General features: G+C 63.4%; 13 protein-coding genes. 5 read left to right on the forward strand and 8 right to left on the reverse strand.

The features are described 5' to 3' along the window. Positions 1-42: 42 nt before the first annotated feature. From UW3_RS0125760 to UW3_RS0125770, 3 genes are all read right to left on the reverse strand, one after another. Positions 43-1,287 (reverse strand): lipoprotein-releasing ABC transporter permease subunit, encoded by a 1,245-nt coding sequence (locus tag UW3_RS0125760; protein ID WP_010226940.1) that lies wholly within the window; start codon positions 1,285-1,287, stop codon positions 43-45. Between the two features lie 72 nt (positions 1,288-1,359). Continuing rightward, positions 1,360-2,043, reverse strand: a complete 684-nt coding sequence (gene lolD, locus UW3_RS0125765) for a lipoprotein-releasing ABC transporter ATP-binding protein LolD (protein ID WP_174242301.1) — start codon at positions 2,041-2,043, stop codon at positions 1,360-1,362. Between the two features lie 7 nt (positions 2,044-2,050). Continuing rightward, on the reverse strand, positions 2,051-3,301 hold the full coding sequence (locus tag UW3_RS0125770) for a lipoprotein-releasing ABC transporter permease subunit (protein ID WP_010226944.1): 1,251 nt from the start codon (positions 3,299-3,301) through the stop codon (positions 2,051-2,053). A 94-nt stretch (positions 3,302-3,395) separates the two neighbouring features. Here UW3_RS0125770 and UW3_RS0125775 point away from each other — a divergent pair, with 94 nt between their 5' ends. Beyond that, positions 3,396-3,983, forward strand: a complete 588-nt coding sequence (locus UW3_RS0125775) for a PilZ domain-containing protein (protein ID WP_010226946.1) — start codon at positions 3,396-3,398, stop codon at positions 3,981-3,983. Between the two features lie 28 nt (positions 3,984-4,011). Next, the gene (locus tag UW3_RS0125780; RefSeq protein ID WP_010226949.1) at positions 4,012-4,734 is read left to right on the forward strand and encodes a glycerophosphodiester phosphodiesterase; all 723 of its coding nucleotides are present in this window, start codon (positions 4,012-4,014) and stop codon (positions 4,732-4,734) included. A 42-nt stretch (positions 4,735-4,776) separates the two neighbouring features. Here the strand turns inward: UW3_RS0125780 and sthA are convergent, their stop codons facing one another. From sthA to UW3_RS0125795, 3 genes are all read right to left on the reverse strand, one after another. Next, positions 4,777-6,171: a Si-specific NAD(P)(+) transhydrogenase gene (gene sthA, locus UW3_RS0125785; protein WP_010226951.1), complete on the reverse strand. Its 1,395-nt coding sequence runs from the start codon at positions 6,169-6,171 to the stop codon at positions 4,777-4,779. Positions 6,172-6,444: 273 nt separating this feature from the next. After that, positions 6,445-7,443: an FAD:protein FMN transferase gene (locus UW3_RS0125790; protein ID WP_036996338.1), complete on the reverse strand. Its 999-nt coding sequence runs from the start codon at positions 7,441-7,443 to the stop codon at positions 6,445-6,447. 72 nt (positions 7,444-7,515) lie between these two features. After that, on the reverse strand, positions 7,516-8,979 hold the full coding sequence (locus UW3_RS0125795; protein WP_010226956.1) for a glyceraldehyde-3-phosphate dehydrogenase: 1,464 nt from the start codon (positions 8,977-8,979) through the stop codon (positions 7,516-7,518). Between the two features lie 169 nt (positions 8,980-9,148). Here UW3_RS0125795 and mfd point away from each other — a divergent pair, with 169 nt between their 5' ends. The 3 genes from mfd to UW3_RS0125810 are packed head-to-tail and all read left to right on the forward strand — an operon-like array spanning position 9,149 to position 15,495. Further along, complete coding sequence (mfd, locus tag UW3_RS0125800; protein WP_010226958.1) at positions 9,149-12,598, forward strand: transcription-repair coupling factor; 3,450 nt, start codon at positions 9,149-9,151, stop codon at positions 12,596-12,598. A 10-nt stretch (positions 12,599-12,608) separates the two neighbouring features. Continuing rightward, on the forward strand, positions 12,609-13,172 hold the full coding sequence (locus UW3_RS0125805) for a CsiV family protein (protein ID WP_010226960.1): 564 nt from the start codon (positions 12,609-12,611) through the stop codon (positions 13,170-13,172). 4 nt (positions 13,173-13,176) lie between these two features. Next, a complete protein-coding gene (locus UW3_RS0125810) occupies positions 13,177-15,495 on the forward strand; it encodes a DEAD/DEAH box helicase (protein WP_010226962.1) in 2,319 nt (772 codons plus the stop codon). Positions 15,496-15,576: 81 nt separating this feature from the next. Here the strand turns inward: UW3_RS0125810 and nagZ are convergent, their stop codons facing one another. Together nagZ and UW3_RS0125820 are read right to left on the reverse strand one after the other, a co-directional pair. Continuing rightward, positions 15,577-16,575, reverse strand: a complete 999-nt coding sequence (nagZ, locus tag UW3_RS0125815; RefSeq protein ID WP_174242332.1) for a beta-N-acetylhexosaminidase — start codon at positions 16,573-16,575, stop codon at positions 15,577-15,579. 22 nt (positions 16,576-16,597) lie between these two features. After that, the gene (locus UW3_RS0125820) at positions 16,598-17,122 is read right to left on the reverse strand and encodes a L,D-transpeptidase (protein ID WP_010226964.1); all 525 of its coding nucleotides are present in this window, start codon (positions 17,120-17,122) and stop codon (positions 16,598-16,600) included. Positions 17,123-17,165 lie beyond the last annotated feature (43 nt).

Here is a 17,165-nt window from a genome sequence, read left to right on the forward strand (position 1 = left end):
CGGCCTTGCCGGCGATCGGCCGCAGCGCGGCCGCACCTGTCATCACTCGTAACGCAAGGCGTACGCCGGCTCCACCTGCGATGCCCGCCACGCCGGGTACAGCGTCGCCAGGAAGCTCATGATCAAGCCGGCGCTGCAGATCAGCGCCACGTCGCCCCACTGCAGCTCGGACGGCAAGGTGCTGATGAAGTACACGTCCGAGGTGAAGATATGCTGGCCGCTGACGCGCTCCAGCCAGCCGACGATCTGGCTGACGTTCAGCGCCGCGATCACCCCGAGCACGCCGCCAATCAAGGTACCGACGATACCGATCAGGCTGCCCTGGACCATGAAGGTGCCCATGATCTGCGCCGGCGTCGCGCCGATGGTGCGCAAGATGGCGATGTCGGCGCCCTTGTCGTTGACCACCATGATCAGCGTGGCAATGATGTTGAACGCCGCCACGGCGATGATCAGCAGCAACAACAGGCCAATCATGGTCTTTTCCATCTTCATGGCGCTGAACAGACTGCCCTGGGTATGGGTCCAGTCATCGGCGCGGTACTGCTCGCCAAGGCTCGCGGTAATCGCCTTGGACACCTGCGGCGCGGCGTACAGGTCCTTGACCTTGAGGCGCACGCCCTGCACCTGGTTCGGCGCCCAGCGCTGCATCTGCGCGGCGTCGGCCATGTGCATCAGGCCCAGCGAGCCGTCGAGTTCGGCGCCCACCTTGAACACCCCAACCACGTTCAGGCGCTGCATGCGCGGGGTGATGCCACCTGGCGCGCTGCTGACTTCCGGCACGATCAGGGTCAGCTTGTCGCCGACGTTGAGGCGAAAACGCCGTGCCGTGATTTCGCCGATGACCACGCCGAACTCGCCCGGCTTGAGGTCTTCGAGGCGACCCTGAACGATATGCTGGGCCACGATCGAGACCTTGCCCTCCTCGGCCGGGTCGATGCCGCTGACCTGGATCGGCTGCATCGAGCCCTTGTAGGACAACATGCCTTCCATCTCGGTCAGCGGCGCGGCAGCAATCACTTCAGGGTTCTTCAAGGCTTCGGCCGCCACTGGCCGCCAGTCATCCAGCGGCTGGGCACCGAGCACGCTGGCGTGCGGCACCATGCCGAGGATGCGCGAACTCATTTCGCGCTGAAAGCCATTCATCACCGACAGCACCACGATCATCGCCAGCACGCCCAGGGACAGGCCGATCATCGAGGTCATGGAGATGAACGAGATGAAATGGTTGCGGCGCTTGGCGCGGGTGTAGCGCGCGCCGATGAAAATAGACAAGGGTCTGAACATGAACGAAAGCACCCGGGTAAAGAAAAGGAACCAGGTGCCCGCCTAACGGTGGCGGGCACGTTGCGCGGGCAATCAGATCGGTACCAGGTGCCCGTCATCCAGGCGCAGCACTCGGTCCATCTGGCGCGCCAGGTTGAGATCGTGGGTCACCACCAGGAAGGCTGTCTGCGAGGCGCTGCTCAGCTCCTGCATGAGGTCCTGGATGCCCTGGGCGGTGTGATGGTCGAGGTTGCCGGTCGGCTCGTCGAGCATGACCAGCCCCGGCCGGTTGACCAGGGCCCGGGCGATGGCCACGCGCTGGCGCTCACCACCGGACAGCTCGGCCGGCTTGTGGCTCAGGCGATGCCCCAGGCCCACGCGCTTGAGCAGCGCCTGGGCACGTTCACGTGCTTCGGGAATGGCGGTGCGACCGATCAGCAACGGCATGCACACGTTCTCCAGCGCAGTGAACTCCGGCAGCAGGTGGTGGAACTGGTAGACGAAGCCCAGGGCGCGATTGCGCAGCAGGCCACGGGCGCGTTCGCCCAGCGCCGAGAGCTCTTCGCCGGCCAGCCAGACGCTGCCTTCGGACGGGGTGTCGAGGCCGCCGAGCAGGTTGAGCAAAGTACTCTTGCCCGAACCTGAACTACCGACGATCGCCACCCGCTCGCCCGGGTGCAGCTCCAGCTGCAAGCCGGACAACACCTGGACCTTCTCCGGGCCTTCCTCGTAGGACTTGCCCAGGTTGCGGCAACTCAGCACTGCTTTATCACTCATGCCCAACTCACTCATAACGTAGCGCCTCCGCAGGCTGGGTGCGTGCCGCACGCCAGGCCGGATACAGGGTGGCGAGGAAACTCAGGACCAATGCCGCACCGCAGACCATCCACACGTCCTCGGCCATGATCTGCGAGGGCAGGTAGTCGATGAAATAGACGTCGGCATTGAGGAACTTGTGCCCGATCAGGGTTTCGATGCCGGCGATCGCGGCGCTGACATTGAGCGCGGCGAAGATGCCCACCAGCGCGCCGATCAGGGTGCCGACCACACCGATCACCGTACCCTGAACCATGAAAATGGCCATGATCTGCCCGGGCGTCGAACCCAGGGTGCGCAAGATGGCGATATCGCCCTTCTTGTCGTTTACCACCATCACCAGGGTGGAAATGATGTTGAACGCCGCCACCGCGACGATCAGCAGCAACAGCAGGCCGATCATGGCTTTTTCCATGCGGATCGCCTGGTACAGGTTACCGTGGCTGCGGGTCCAGTCGCGGGCATAGAACTCCTGCTCGCCGAGCTTCTGGGCGATGTCCCAGGCCACCCGCGGCGCCTGGAACAGGTCGTCGAACTTCAGGCGCAGGCCCTGGACCTGGTCGGCCTTCCAGCGGTGCAGGCGGGACAGGTCCGAGAGGTTGGTCAGGCCCAGGTAGCCGTCGATCTCACCGGCGCCGACATGAAAGATGCCGACCACGGTAAAGCGCTTCATGCGCGGGAACATGCCGGCCGGGGTCACGGTGACTTCGGGGGCGACGAAGGTCAGCTTGTCGCCGACGCCAACACCCAGCTTGGTGGCCGCCTTGTCGCCGATCATGATGCCGAACTCGCCGGGGGCCAGGTCATCGAGCTTACCCTCGCGGATAAAGTCGTCGATGATCGAGACCTGGCGTTCCTGGGCCGGGTCGATGCCGTTTAGCAGCACCTTTTGCGCCTTGCCGTCATGGGTCAGCAGGCCCTGCATCTGGGTGAAAGGCGCCACCGCCAGAACCTGCGGGTTCTGCTTTACTTGACTGGCAAGGGCCGGCCAGTCGTTGATCGGCTGGCCGGTTTCCAGTGTGGCGTGGGGCACCATGCCCAACACCCGGGTGCGCATCTCGTGATCGAAGCCGTTCATGACCGACAACACCACGATCATCACGACAACGCCCAGGGCGAGGCCGATCATCGAGGTCAGGGAAATGAACGAGACGAAGTGGTTGCGACGCTTGGCACGGGTATAACGCGTGCCGATGAATACGAAGAGAGGTCTGAACATGTCGGGGCTTGTTCGGATGAAAGAGGAACGTCCTTGTGGCGGGGCTTGAATAGCAGCTTTACACTCAGACCACCGCCGCTACCATGGGTTCGCCATGTCGACATTAGATGAAGAAGATCGCCGCGAATACTACCGTATCGAGGATCGGATCGCACTGGAAATTAGCCCGTTGAGCGCCGCCGAAGCGCTTGGCACGGACTTGTTGCAAGATACTTCGCCGCTGTTCAACCTGCTCAGTGAATTGCACCTGAGCGAGTTCGAATCCCAACACCTGCTGCGCCAGCTCAGTGACAAGGACCGCACCCTGGCCGCCTTTCTCAAGGCCCAGAACAAACGCATCGACCTGCTCAGCGCCGTGGTCGCGCAGACCTTGCTCGGGCAGTTGAGCGCGCCGCAAGCGGTGGTGCTGTCCGAAGGCGGCATCGAGTTCAGCCAGGCCGAGCCGCTGGCTGCTGACACCTGCGTCGCGGTGAAGATGGTGCTGATGCCCCAGGCCCTGGGCCTGTTGCTGCGCGCCAAAGTCACCCATTGCGATCGCAACGCCGACGGCCAGTACGAGGTCGGCACCGAGTTCATCGACACCACCGATGCCCAGCGCCAGCTGCTGGCCCGCTACATCCTGCAACGCCAAGCGCAACAACGACGCCAGGCCCTGGAACAGAACGACCCAAGCGCCTCCTGAGTTTCACTTATTTGTTGAAGGAACAGACGTGACCACGATTTACGGCCACCGCGGCGCCAAGGGCGAAGCCCCCGAAAACACCCTCGCCAGCTTCCAGCAGTGCCTCGGGCACGGCGTGCGTCGCTGCGAACTCGACCTGCACCTGTCAGCCGACAACCAGCTGATGGTGATCCATGACCCGAGCCTCAAGCGCACCACGGGCCGGCGCGGCAAAGTGGTCGAGCATTTCGCGGCCGATCTTGCGACCTATGACGCACGCAAGGGCGGCCCGGGCTGGGTCTCGCCCTGCCCTATCCCGCGCCTTGAAGAACTGTTTGAAAAGTGCGACTTCGAGCACTGGCAACTGGAGGTCAAGAGTGCCTCGCGCACCCGCGCCGCCACCACCGTGCTGGCAATCCGCGAAATGGCCCAGCAGTTCGGCCTGCTCGACAAGATCACCATTACCTCAAGCTCACGGGAAGTGCTGGGCGCAGCGCTTGAGCTGACACCGGATATTGCCAGGGGGCTGGTCGCCGAATACGCCTGGCTCGACCCACTGAAGGTCGCCCAGAACTATGACTGCAACTTGCTGGCGTTGAACTGGACACTGTGCACCCCCGAGCGCCTGATCAAGGCTCAGCGCCAGGGGTTGCACGTGTCGGTGTGGACAGTCAACGAGCCGGCGCTGATGCGCAGGCTCGCCGACTTCGGCGTAGACAGCCTGATTACAGACTTTCCCGGTTTGGCCAGCGCCACCCTCGAGAATCGCTGAAATCGGTCTCCCCGGCCGGCTCAGGCCACCGGCCGGAGCCGCTCAAAAAAGCCGGTTGAGGCCGTCGTAAGCCGCTACCCGATAGGCTTCGGCCATGGTCGGGTAGTTGAAGGTGGTGTTGACGAAGTACTTCAGGGTATTGCGCTCACCCGGCTGATCCATGATCGCCTGGCCGATGTGGACGATCTCCGACGCCTGGTAGCCGAAGCAGTGCACGCCAAGGATTTCCAGGGTTTCGCGGTGGAACAGGATCTTCAGCATGCCTTGCGGCTCACCGGCGATTTGCGCCCGGGCCATGCTCTTGAAGAAGGCCTTGCCCACTTCATAAGGTACCTTGGCCTGGGTCAGCTCCTGCTCGTTCTTGCCGATCGAGCTGATCTCCGGAATGGTGTAGATGCCAGTCGGCACATCATTGACGAACCGCCAGCTGCCGTTGTCGACGATGCTGCCGGCAGCCGAGCGACCCTGGTCGTGGGCGGCACTGGCCAGGCTCGGCCAGCCGATCACATCACCGGCACCGTAGATGTTCGGCACGTGGGTGCGGTAGTTCTCGTCGACTTCGATCTGACCACGGCTGTTGACCTTGATGCCAATGTTTTCCAGGCCCAGCTTGTCGGTATTGCCGGTACGGCCGTTGCACCAGAGCAAGGCATCGGCCTTGATCTTCTTGCCGGATTTGAGGTGCAGGATCACACCGTTGTCCAGGCCTTCGACACGGTCGTACTCTTCGTTGTGGCGAACGGTGATGTTGTTGTTGCTGAAGTGGTAGCTCAGCGCCTGGGAAATTTCCGAGTCGAGGAAGCTCAGCAACTGAGCGCGGTTGTCCACCAGCTCCACCAGCACACCCAGACCACTGAAGATCGAGGCGTACTCACAGCCAATCACGCCGGCGCCGTAGACGATCAGTTTGCGCGGGGTGTGGCCGAGGCTGAGGATGGTGTCGCTATCGTAGATACGCGGGTGGTGGAAATCGATATCGGCCGGGCGATACGGGCGCGAACCGGTGGCGATGATGATGTGCTTGGCCACCAGTTTCTCGACCACGCCGTTGGCGCAGACCACTTCGATGGTCTGCTCGTCGGCGAAGCTGCCGGTGCCGAAGAACACGTCGACGCGGTTGCGCGCATAGTAGCCGGTGCGCGAGGCAACCTGCTTGGAGATCACCTTCTCGGCGCTTTTCAGTACGTCAGGGAACGAGAACCAGCGCGGTTCACCAATGGCCCGGAACATCGGGTTGGTGTTGAACTGCATGATCTGGCGCACTGAGTGACGCAGGGCCTTGGACGGGATGGTGCCCAGGTGGGTGCAGTTGCCGCCGACCTGGCGACGGCTATCGACCATCGCCACCTTGCGTCCTGCTTTGGCAGCATTCATTGCCGCCCCTTCTCCTGCGGGGCCGGAACCCAGCACCACTACGTCGTAGTTGTAGACAGCCATGCGTACTCCTTCAGAACAGGCCTGCGCGCCACATCGGCGGGCGGGGCTACCTCATGCCGCCAGCGGCGCCATGAAAAAATTCGGGTGCAGTCTAATCAAGCTTGAACGCCGCGCACATTAACCCTTGGTCGCGTCGTAGGCTATTTTTCTCTGCACTACATGTCATTTACACAAACCCTGTGGGAGCCGGCCTTGCCGGCGATGGCATCAGCGCAGTGTCAGCGATTGCGCGTCGCCTGCATCGCTGGCAAGGCCAGCTCCCACAAAAACTGGTTACTGCTTGTTCACCTGGACAAACGCCGGCGTGCTTCGGGAGACGAAACCTTCCGCAACCCGGGTCACGAACACCGCGGCAATCCCGTGTTTGAGGGCAAACTCCCAGCCTTGCTCGGGCCCGAGGATCAACAGCAAGGTCGAGTACCCATCGGCCATCAGCGTCGAACGGTCAAATACCGTCACCGCCGCCAGGTCGTGTTTCACCGGCCTCCCAAGGCGCGCATCGAAGGTGTGTGAATAGCGCAGGCCATTCTCCTCGAAATAATTGCGATAGTCACCGGAGGTCGACACACCAAAACCGTCCACGGCCAGCACTTGCTGGGCAATCTGGCGGTCAGCACCCGGCAGCTCCAGGGCCACCTTCCATTTGCTGCCATCAGGTTTGCGTCCGATCGCCTTGAGTTCACCGGTCGCTTCGACCAGCAAATCCGCGATGCCCAGGGCTTTTAGCCGCGCCACCAGCAGGTCCACCGCATGCCCGGCAGCGATGCTGTTGAAGTCGACTTCCACCGGTGCATCCTTGCACAGCTGCTCACCGATTATGCGCAAATGCCCATACCCGACCCGTTGGCGCGTGGCGGCCAGGGCCTGGGCATCCGGTACTTTTTCCCTGCGTGACTGCGGGCCGAAGCCCCACAGGTCGAGCAAGGGTTCCACGGTCAGGTCAAACGCCCCGTCACTCTGCTGCGCCAGCTGCTCGCCAACCCGCACCAGCGCCAGCACATCGGCCGGCATCGACTGGCAGCTGTTGGCCGGCAGCCTGTTGAAGGCCTCGATCAGCGAGTCGCTGCGGTAGGTGGAAAATCGCTTGTCGATGCCTTCGAGAATCCGCTCCACCTCGCGCTTGACCTGCTCCGGCGCCGGCCCCTGGGGCGTGCGCACATACTGCACGGTGTAGCTGCTACCCATGGTCGGGCCACTGATGCGTTCAAGGGTGTTGCCCTGCCCGCACCCGGCCAGACTCAGCAACGCGCCTATCAACACTGTTCTACGCATCCAGCCTCCTGGAAATTTCAGGCAAAAAAAACGGGAACCCTGAGGTTCCCGTCTTTCACAACCAAGCCAAGCTTAGCGTGGGAAAGCAGGCGGATTGACGCCAGCCATGTCTTCCATCACGCGCACTACCTGGCAGCTGTAACCGAATTCGTTGTCGTACCAGACGTACAGGACAACACGGTTTTCGTTGCAGATGGTGGCTTCGGCATCGACCACACCGGCGTGGCGGGAACCGACGAAGTCGGTGGAGACCACTTCCTGGGAGCTCACGTAGTCGATCTGCTTGTGCAGGTCCGAGTGCATGGCCATCTGGCGCAGGTACTCGTTGATCTCTTCGCGGCTGGTGGCTTTTTCCAGGTTCAGGTTGAGGATAGCCATCGACACGTTCGGCGTTGGTACGCGGATCGCGTTGCCGGTCAGCTTGCCCTTGAGCACTGGCAGTGCCTTGGCGGCTGCAGTGGCGGCACCGGTCTCGGTGATAACCATGTTCAGCGGCGCGGCACGGCCACGACGGCTGCCCTTGTGGAAGTTGTCGATCAGGTTCTGGTCGTTGGTGAACGAGTGAACGGTTTCAACGTGACCGTTGATGATGCCGAACTTGTCGTTGACCGCCTTCAGTACCGGAACGATGGCGTTGGTGGTGCAGGAAGCCGCGGAGATGATCTTGTCATCAGCGCTGATTTCGCCATGGTTGATGCCATGCACGATGTTCTTCAGCGCGCCCTTGCCAGGTGCGGTGAGGATCACGCGGGCAGCGCCCGGGCAGGCCAGGTGCTGGCCCAGGCCGTCGGCGTCGCGCCATACACCGGTGTTGTCGACGATCAGGGCATTCTCGATGCCGTACTGGGTGTAGTCGACTTCGCTCGGGTTCTTGGCGTAGATAACCTGGATCAGGTTGCCGTTGGCAGTGATGGTGTTGTTGGCTTCGTCGATGGTGATGGTGCCATCGAACGGGCCATGTACCGAGTCACGACGCAGCAGGCTGGCACGCTTGACCAGATCGTTCTCGGCGCCTTTGCGCACGACGATGGCGCGCAGACGCAGGCCGTCGCCACCACCGGTTTTCTCGATCAGGATACGCGCCAGCAGACGGCCGATACGACCGAAGCCGTAGAGGACAACGTCGGTGCCTTTGCGCGCCGAAGCGTTTTGCTGGCCAACCACGTCAGCCATTTCTTCGCGCACGAACTGCTCGGCGCTACGGCCGTTGCCTTCTTGCTTGAATTTGTTGGCCAGCTTGCCCAGGTCGACCGAAGCGGCGCCCAGTTTCAGCTCGCTCATCGCTTTGAGCAGCGGGAATGTCTCGTGTACAGACAGTTCGGTTTCGTCGGTCTGGCGATGACGGGCAAAGCGGTGCGCTTTGAGGATCGAGATCACCGAGCGGTTGATCAGGCTACGGCCATAGATCGAGCTCACCACATTGTTATTGCGGTAGAGCTGACCGATAAGCGGGATCATCGCTTCTGCAAGCGCTTCACGATCAATCCACTCACCAAGACACTGGTCGGGCTTCTGAGTCACGGGAACCTTCCACATGTAGGGACAGAAAAAAGGGGCTACATTATGACGCCCCGCAGCCCATCGGGCAATGAGCGCCTGTCGCCGACAATCCACTACATGCTTTTAGCCTGCACAAACCTGACAGCGCGGGCCTGCGCCCGGTACAATTGGCGTCTTTGTCGCAACGCTTGGAGCTCGACCTCCCGTGCCTGTTCTGCGTCTACCGCACCTGCCGGCCACTGCCGGCAAACAAACCTGGGGCAACCTGCCGGGCGCCGCCCTGAGCCTGGCGATTGCCGAAGCGGCCAGCGCCGCCAAACGCTTCACCCTGCTGCTGACCGCCGACAGCCAGAGCGCTGACCGCCTCGAGCAGGAGCTGCGTTTTTTTGCGCCCGAGCTGCCGGTACTGCCCTTCCCTGACTGGGAAACCCTGCCCTACGACCTGTTCTCGCCGCACCAGGACATCATCTCCCAGCGCATTTCCAGCCTGTACCGGCTGCCGGAGCTTGATCACGGCATTCTCGTGGTGCCGATCACCACGGCCCTGCACCGCCTGGCACCGACGCGCTTTCTACTCGGCAGCAGCCTGGTGCTGGACATCGGCCAGAAGCTTGATGTCGAGCAGATGCGCACGCGCCTTGAAGCCAGCGGTTACCGCTGCGTCGATACCGTGTACGAGCACGGCGAGTTCGCCGTACGCGGCGCGCTGATCGACCTGTTCCCGATGGGCAGCAAGCTGCCGTACCGCATCGACCTGTTCGATGACGAAATCGAGACCCTGCGTACCTTCGACCCGGAAACCCAGCGCTCGATCGACAAGGTCGACTCGGTGCGGCTGCTGCCGGCCCGCGAGTTCCCGCTGCAAAAAGAGGCGGTGACGCGCTTCAAGGCACGCTTTCGCGAGCGCTTCGACGTCGACTTCCGCCGCAGCCCGATCTTCCAGGACCTCTCCAGCGGCATCACCCCAGCCGGTATCGAGTACTACCTGCCGCTGTTCTTCGAAGACACCTCGACCCTGTTCGACTACCTGCCCCAGGACACCCAGGTGTTCTCCCTGCCGGGCGTCGAACAGGCCGCCGAGCACTTCTGGAGCGATGTGCGCAACCGCTACGAGGAACGCCGCATCGACCCGGCGCGACCGTTGCTGCCGCCCGCCGAACTGTTCCTGCCGGTTGAGGACTGTTTCGCCCGGCTCAAGAGCTGGCCGCGCGTGGTGGTCAGCCAGGACGACGTCGACAGCGGCGTCGGCCGCGAGCGCTTCCCGGCCCAGGTCCTGCCCAACCTTGCCATCGAAGCCAAGGCCAACCAGCCGTTGGCAGCGCTGTCGGGCTTTCTTGAGCAGTTCTCTGGCCGCGTGCTGTTCACCGCCGAGTCGGCGGGCCGTCGCGAAGTGCTGCTGGAGCTGCTTGAGCGCCTGAAGCTGCGCCCGCAAACCGTCGACAGCTGGAGTGCCTTCGTTGCCGGCAAGGAGCGCCTGGCGATCACCATCGCACCGCTGGACGAAGGCCTGCTGCTGGATGACCCGGCCATCGCCCTGGTCGCCGAGAGCCCGCTGTTCGGTCAACGGGTAATGCAGCGCCGGCGCCGCGACAAGCGCAGCGACGCCAATAACGATGCCGTCATCAAGAACCTCACCGAGCTGCGTGAAGGCGCGCCGGTGGTGCATATCGATCACGGGGTCGGCCGCTACCTGGGCCTGGCGACCCTGGAAATCGACAACCAGGCCGCCGAGTTCCTCACCCTCGAATACGCCGAGGGCGCCAAGCTCTACGTGCCGGTGGCCAACCTGCACCTGATCGCCCGCTATACCGGCAGCGACGACGCCCTGGCGCCGCTGCACCGGCTCGGCTCCGAAGCCTGGCAAAAAGCCAAGCGCAAGGCCGCCGAACAGGTACGTGATGTCGCTGCCGAACTGCTCGACATCTATGCCCGCCGCGCCGCGCGCAAAGGCTATGCCTTCGCCGACCCGTCGGTGGATTACGCCACCTTCAGCGCCGGCTTCCCCTTCGAGGAGACCCCGGACCAGCAAAGCGCCATCGAAGCGGTGCGCGAGGACATGCTCGCGGCCAAGCCGATGGACCGCCTGGTGTGCGGCGATGTCGGCTTCGGCAAGACCGAAGTGGCCATGCGCGCAGCCTTCATTGCCGTGCACGGCGGCCGCCAGGTGGCAATCCTGGTGCCGACCACTCTGCTCGCCCAGCAGCACTACAACAGTTTTCGCGACCGCTTCGCCGACTGGCCGGTAACGGTCGAGGTGATGAGCCGCTTCAAGTCGCCCAAGGAAGTCGCCGCAGCGGTGGCGGACCTGGCCGAAGGCAAGATCGACATTGTCATCGGCACCCACAAGCTGCTGCAGGACGACGTCAAGATCAAGGACCTGGGCCTGGTGATCATCGACGAAGAGCACCGTTTCGGCGTGCGCCAGAAGGAGCAGCTCAAGGCCCTGCGCAGCGAGGTGGACATCCTCACCCTGACCGCCACGCCGATCCCGCGCACCCTGAACATGGCCGTGGCCGGCATGCGCGACCTGTCGATCATCGCCACGCCGCCGGCGCGCCGGCTGTCGGTGCGTACCTTCGTCATGGAGCAGAACAAGAGCACGGTCAAGGAGGCGCTGCTGCGTGAACTGCTGCGCGGCGGCCAGGTTTACTACTTGCACAACGATGTGAAGAGCATCGAAAAATGCGCCGCCGACCTTGCCGAACTGGTACCGGAAGCACGCATCGGCATCGGCCACGGGCAGATGCGCGAGCGCGAACTCGAACAGGTGATGAGCGACTTCTATCACAAGCGCTTCAACGTGCTGATCGCCTCGACCATCATCGAGACCGGCATCGACGTGCCGAGCGCCAACACCATCATCATCGAGCGTGCCGACAAGTTCGGCCTGGCGCAGTTGCACCAGTTGCGCGGCCGGGTCGGGCGCAGTCACCACCAGGCCTATGCCTATCTGCTCACCCCGCCGCGCCAGCAAATCACCCCGGACGCCGAAAAGCGCCTGGAAGCCATCGCCAACACCCAGGACCTGGGGGCTGGCTTTGTCCTGGCCACCAATGACCTGGAGATCCGCGGCGCCGGCGAGCTGCTCGGCGAAGGCCAGAGCGGGCAGATCCAGGCGGTCGGTTTTACCCTGTACATGGAAATGCTCGAACGCGCGGTCAAGGCCATCCGCAAGGGCACCCAGCCAAACCTCGACCAGCCGTTGGGCGGCGGCCCGGAAATCAACCTGCGCTTGCCGGCACTGATTCCCGAGGACTACCTGCCGGATGTGCATGCGCGGCTGATCCTCTACAAGCGCATCGCCTCGGCGGTGGACGAAGACGGCCTGAAGGACCTGCAGGTAGAGATGATCGACCGTTTCGGCCTGCTGCCGGAACCGACCAAGAACCTGGTGCGCCTGACCCTGCTCAAGCTGCAGGCAGAAAAACTCGGCATCAAGAAGGTCGACGCCGGCCCCAACGGCGGCAAGATCGAATTCGAAGCCCAGACCCCGGTCGATCCGCTGGTGCTGATCAAGCTGATCCAGGGCCAGCCCAAACGCTACAAGTTCGAAGGCGCCACCCAGTTCAAGTTCCTGGTGCCGATGGAGCGCCCGGAAGAACGCTTCAACAACCTTGAGGCGCTGTTCGAGCGCCTGACCCCACAATCTGCGTGAAGGAAGATCCATGCGTGCAACGCGTAGCCTGACCCTGCTGCTGGCACTGATTGCCCCGACGGCATTTGCCAATGGCGCCTATCAGGTCGAAATGATCCTGGTACGGCAGAACGCCGTGCCGGCGATTACCAGCAAGTCGGCCCCGGAAGACTGGCGCAATGGCGCCCAGATCGTCGCCGAGGGTGACCTGCGCCAACCAGCGCTCACCGACGAGGCGGCCAAGCTTGCCGCCGACCCGAACCAGTACACCGTGCTGCTGCACAAAGCCTGGAAACAAGATGCCGGCACAGTGGCGATCAGCGACGGCGAAGAACACTTCGGCCAGTTCCCCATCGAGGGCAACCTGACCGTCAAGGAAGAACGCTTCATCGCCGTTGATGCCAGTTTCTGGGTCAACCAGTTCGACGGCAACGGCAGCGTGACCTTGAGCGAACCGCTCAAGCAGAGCAACAGCACCATCAAGAATGGAGAACTGACCTTCCTCGACGGCGGCCACCTGGCCCTGCTGCTCAAGGTCACGGCCAATCGGCCAGCCAGCGCTCCCACTGCGCCTGCGGAGATGATGGAGCAGTAACCCGATGCCTAACGATGGTATTGCCCCCACGCCTCACCTGATTCTGGGCAGCCACGAGTTCAGCGCCTACGTGCCGCAAACCGGCAGGATGCAGCGCCAGCACCAGCACCGGGCGGCGCTGTCGTTCAACTATGACGGCATTCGCGCCAGCGGCAGGCAAGTCAAGGACGTCAGCCGCCTGGAGAGTACTGGCAGCCAACGCCTGCAGCGCCACGCCGAGGCCGAAAGCCAAATCCGCCAGACGCTCCAGCGCCTGGGCTTCAAGATCGCCACCCGGCAGAGCAAAGCCCTGCCGGAGAGCGCCGGCGACCTGCTTGAGCTGGCCTCCGAAGCAGCCTGGCTACGCTTCATGCTCAATGACCTGCCGACCCTGCGCGAACAAGGCTGGGAGATCGAGTACACCGACGACTTCGCCTTCAATCTTGCCGAGGTCGACAACTGGTACGCACAGATCGACGAAGCCAGCGGCCGGGACTGGTTCGACCTGGAACTGGGTATCGAGGTCAATGGCCAGCGCCTGAGCCTGCTGCCGATTCTGCTCAACGTGCTGCGCAGCCACCCGGAACTGCTCAACCCTGCGCAGTTGCACAAGCGCCGGGACGACGAACAATTGCTGGTACAGATTCCCGCGCCTGTGGGTGAAGTGCGGCGCAACCTGCAAGTGGCCCTGCCCTACGGTCGCCTCAAGCCGGTATTGGCAACCCTGGGCGACTTTTACCTGCGTGAACCCGGCGAAACCAGCGTGCGCCTGCCGACGCTGGACGCCACGCGCCTCAATGCCCTGGAAGAGCTGCCGTTGAGCTGGCAAGGCGGTGAGCAGGTGCGCAGCCTGGCCGAGCGCCTGCGCGATATCCGCCTGCAACCGGCGCAAACGCCTGAAGGCCTGAACGCTACCCTGCGCACCTATCAGCTCGAAGGCCTGAGCTGGATGCAGGCCCTGCGTGAGCTGGAGGTCGGCGGCATCCTCGCTGACGACATGGGCCTGGGCAAAACCCTGCAAACCCTCGCTCACCTGCTCAGCGAAAAAAATGCCGGACGCCTGACCCGCCCGGCCATGGTGGTGATGCCCACCAGCCTGATCCCCAACTGGCAGGACGAAGCCGAACGCTTCGCCCCGGGCTTGCGCGTGCTGGCCCTGCAAGGCATCGGCCGGCGCAAGCATTTCGGCAGCCTGCAGGACTACGACCTGCTGTTGACCACCTATGCCCTGCTGCCCAAGGACCTGTCGCACTTCAAGGGCCTGAAGCTGCATGTACTGATCCTCGATGAGGCGCAGTACATCAAGACCCCGGGCAGCAAGGCGGCCCAGGCGGCGCGCCAGCTCGAAGCCCGCCAGCGCCTGTGCCTGAGCGGCACCCCGCTGGAAAACCACCTGGGTGAGCTGTGGTCGCTGTTTCACTTCCTGCTGCCGGGCTGGCTGGGCGACGCCAAAGCGTTCAACCGCGACTATCGGGTGCCGATCGAGCGCCAGGGCAACGATGAACGCCTGCAACACCTCAATGCACGGATCAAACCTTTTTTGCTGCGCCGCACCAAGGAGCAAGTGGCCACCGAGCTACCGGCCAAAACCGAGATGATTCACTGGGTCGAACTCAGCGATGCGCAGCGTGACGTGTACGAAACCATGCGCCTGGCGATGGACCAGAAAGTACGCGCGGAGATCACCCGCAAGGGCGTGGCGCGCAGCCAGATCATTATCCTCGAAGCGCTGTTGAAGCTGCGCCAGGTCTGCTGCGATTTGCGCCTGATCAACAGCCAAGCCTCGACCGCGCGCGGCGCCCACTCCGGCAAACTCACCAGCCTGATGGAAATGCTCGAAGAACTGCTGGCCGAAGGTCGACGTGTCCTGTTGTTCTCGCAGTTCACCAGCATGCTGCGGCTGATCGAGGCCGAACTGCAGCACCGCGGTATCGCCTATGCCCTGCTGACTGGCGAAACCCGTGACCGCCGGGCACCGGTGCACGACTTCCAGAGCGGGCAATTGCAGATCTTCCTGATCAGCCTCAAGGCCGGCGGTGTCGGCCTGAACCTGACCGCGGCGGACACCGTGATCCACTACGACCCGTGGTGGAACCCGGCGGCAGAAAACCAGGCCACCGACCGCGCTTATCGAATCGGCCAGGAAAAACCGGTGTTCGTCTACAAGCTGATTACCCGGGGCACGGTGGAAGAGAAGATCCAGCAGTTGCAGCAGGAGAAATCGGCGCTGGCAGCGGGCGTGCTGGATGGGCGGCAGGCGGGGGACTGGCGTTTGGCGGCGGAGGATATCGATGCGTTGTTTGCGCCGTTGCCTGGGAAGCGGCAAGGCTCTAGTGCGCGGTGAACTCATCGCTGGCAAGCCAGCTCCCACACGGAGCCTGTGGGAGCTGGCTTGCCAGCGATGGGCTGCAACGCAGCCCTGCAATCAATCAACCAGCTGCGCTTCCTTGAGCGCTCCAAGCGCCTCCAGCCAGCGCGGCTGTTGACGATAGTCGGTACGGGCAAAGCCCCGCCCGCGCATCTGCGCAATCCGCGGCGACGGCTTGACTTTCAGGCGCTGGGCGGCAGTCAGGGCCAGCTCGGCGGCTGCGCGATCATTGCACACCAGGCCCATGTCACAACCGGCGCTCAGGGCCGCCTCGATACGGCTGGCGGCATCACCGACCACATGGGCACCGGCCATGGACAGGTCATCACTGAAGATCACCCCATTGAAGCCCAGCTCGCCGCGCAGAATCTCCTGCAACCAGCGCCGGGAGAAACCGGCCGGCTGGTTGTCCACCTGCGGATAGATCACGTGGGCCGGCATCACTGCCGCCAACTGCCCGCTCAAACGAGTGAACGGCACCAGGTCGGCCGCGCGGATCTGCGCCAGGCTGCGCTCGTCGGTGGGAATCGCCACATGGGAATCGGCCTCGGCCCAGCCATGACCCGGGAAGTGCTTGCCACAAGCGGCCATGCCCGCGGCGTTCATGCCACGAATAAAAGCACCGGCCAGCAGCGTGGCGCGTTGCGGATCACCTTCGAAGGCGCGGCTGCCGACCACAGCACTGCGCTGGTGATCGAGGTCCAGCACCGGCGCAAAGCTCAGGTCCAGACCGACCGCCAGCACTTCAGTGGCCATCAGCCAACCGCATTGCTCGGCCAGGTATTCGGCGTTGTCGTTATCGGCAATCGCGCGCATCGCCGGCAGGCGCACAAAGCCCTGGCGCAACCGCTGCACCCGACCGCCTTCCTGATCCACCGCCAGGATCAACTCGGGGCGAATGGCGCGAATCGAGGCGCACAGCTCACGCACCTGGCGCGGGCTTTCGATGTTGCGGGCAAAGATGATCAGGCCGGCCACTTCGGGCTGGCGCAAAAGCTGGCGGTCCTCGGCGGTCAGCCAGGTACCGGCGATGTCGACCATCAGGGAGCCTTGCAGGCTGGCACTCATAATTGATCCTTCAGTTGACGCGGATGTGGGCCCATTGGGGGCACGCGGCTTCGTCGATCTGCACCGGGCAATGCACCGGCACCTGGTCGAACAGGTTCAGCAGGTCGGCGTTGCGCAAGCGCACGCAACCATGGGACAACGGCACGCCCATAGGTTCGCTATCGGGGGTGCCATGCAGGTAGATATAACGGTGGAAGGTGTCGACCGGCCCCAAGCGATTGACGCCCGGTTCGCAACCGCTGAGCCAGAGTATGCGCGTGAGGATCCAGTCACGACCGGGAAAGTGTTCGTGCAGTGCCGGCGACCAGATTTCGCCGGTCCAGCGCCGCCCCCTCAGCACCGCGCCTTGCGGCAAGCCGGCACCGATCTTGGCGCGCACCTGGTGGCGACCCCGCGGCGTGCAACCCGAGCCCTTGAGCTCACCGGCGCCGTTGCGCGCGGTGGAGACGTCAAGGCGCAGGCGCAACTGCCCCTGGGCGAACCCATAGAGGCATTGATCAGCAAGGGAGATATGCAGAAAATCGAGACTGGCCATGGGGCGCTAGCTTAGCCGATGCGGCTCCCCCCCCCCCCCCCCG

The organism is Pseudomonas donghuensis (genome assembly GCF_000259195.1).
GTDB lineage: Bacteria > Pseudomonadota > Gammaproteobacteria > Pseudomonadales > Pseudomonadaceae > Aquipseudomonas > Aquipseudomonas donghuensis.

What these genes read in the sequence shown, in the direction of transcription:
- UW3_RS0125760 (WP_010226940.1), bottom strand. Translation starts at nt 1,287, where the DNA reads ATGTTCAGACCCTTGTCTATTTTCATCGGCGCGCGCTACACCCGCGCC.
- lolD (WP_174242301.1), bottom strand. Translation starts at nt 2,043, where the DNA reads ATGAGTGATAAAGCAGTGCTGAGTTGCCGCAACCTGGGCAAGTCCTAC.
- UW3_RS0125770 (WP_010226944.1), bottom strand. Translation starts at nt 3,301, where the DNA reads ATGTTCAGACCTCTCTTCGTATTCATCGGCACGCGTTATACCCGTGCC.
- UW3_RS0125775 (WP_010226946.1), top strand. Translation starts at nt 3,396, where the DNA reads ATGTCGACATTAGATGAAGAAGATCGCCGCGAATACTACCGTATCGAG.
- sthA (WP_010226951.1), bottom strand. Translation starts at nt 6,171, where the DNA reads ATGGCTGTCTACAACTACGACGTAGTGGTGCTGGGTTCCGGCCCCGCA.
- UW3_RS0125790 (WP_036996338.1), bottom strand. Translation starts at nt 7,443, where the DNA reads ATGCGTAGAACAGTGTTGATAGGCGCGTTGCTGAGTCTGGCCGGGTGC.
- UW3_RS0125795 (WP_010226956.1), bottom strand. Translation starts at nt 8,979, where the DNA reads ATGTGGAAGGTTCCCGTGACTCAGAAGCCCGACCAGTGTCTTGGTGAG.
- UW3_RS0125805 (WP_010226960.1), top strand. Translation starts at nt 12,609, where the DNA reads ATGCGTGCAACGCGTAGCCTGACCCTGCTGCTGGCACTGATTGCCCCG.
- UW3_RS0125810 (WP_010226962.1), top strand. Translation starts at nt 13,177, where the DNA reads ATGCCTAACGATGGTATTGCCCCCACGCCTCACCTGATTCTGGGCAGC.
- UW3_RS0125820 (WP_010226964.1), bottom strand. Translation starts at nt 17,122, where the DNA reads ATGGCCAGTCTCGATTTTCTGCATATCTCCCTTGCTGATCAATGCCTC.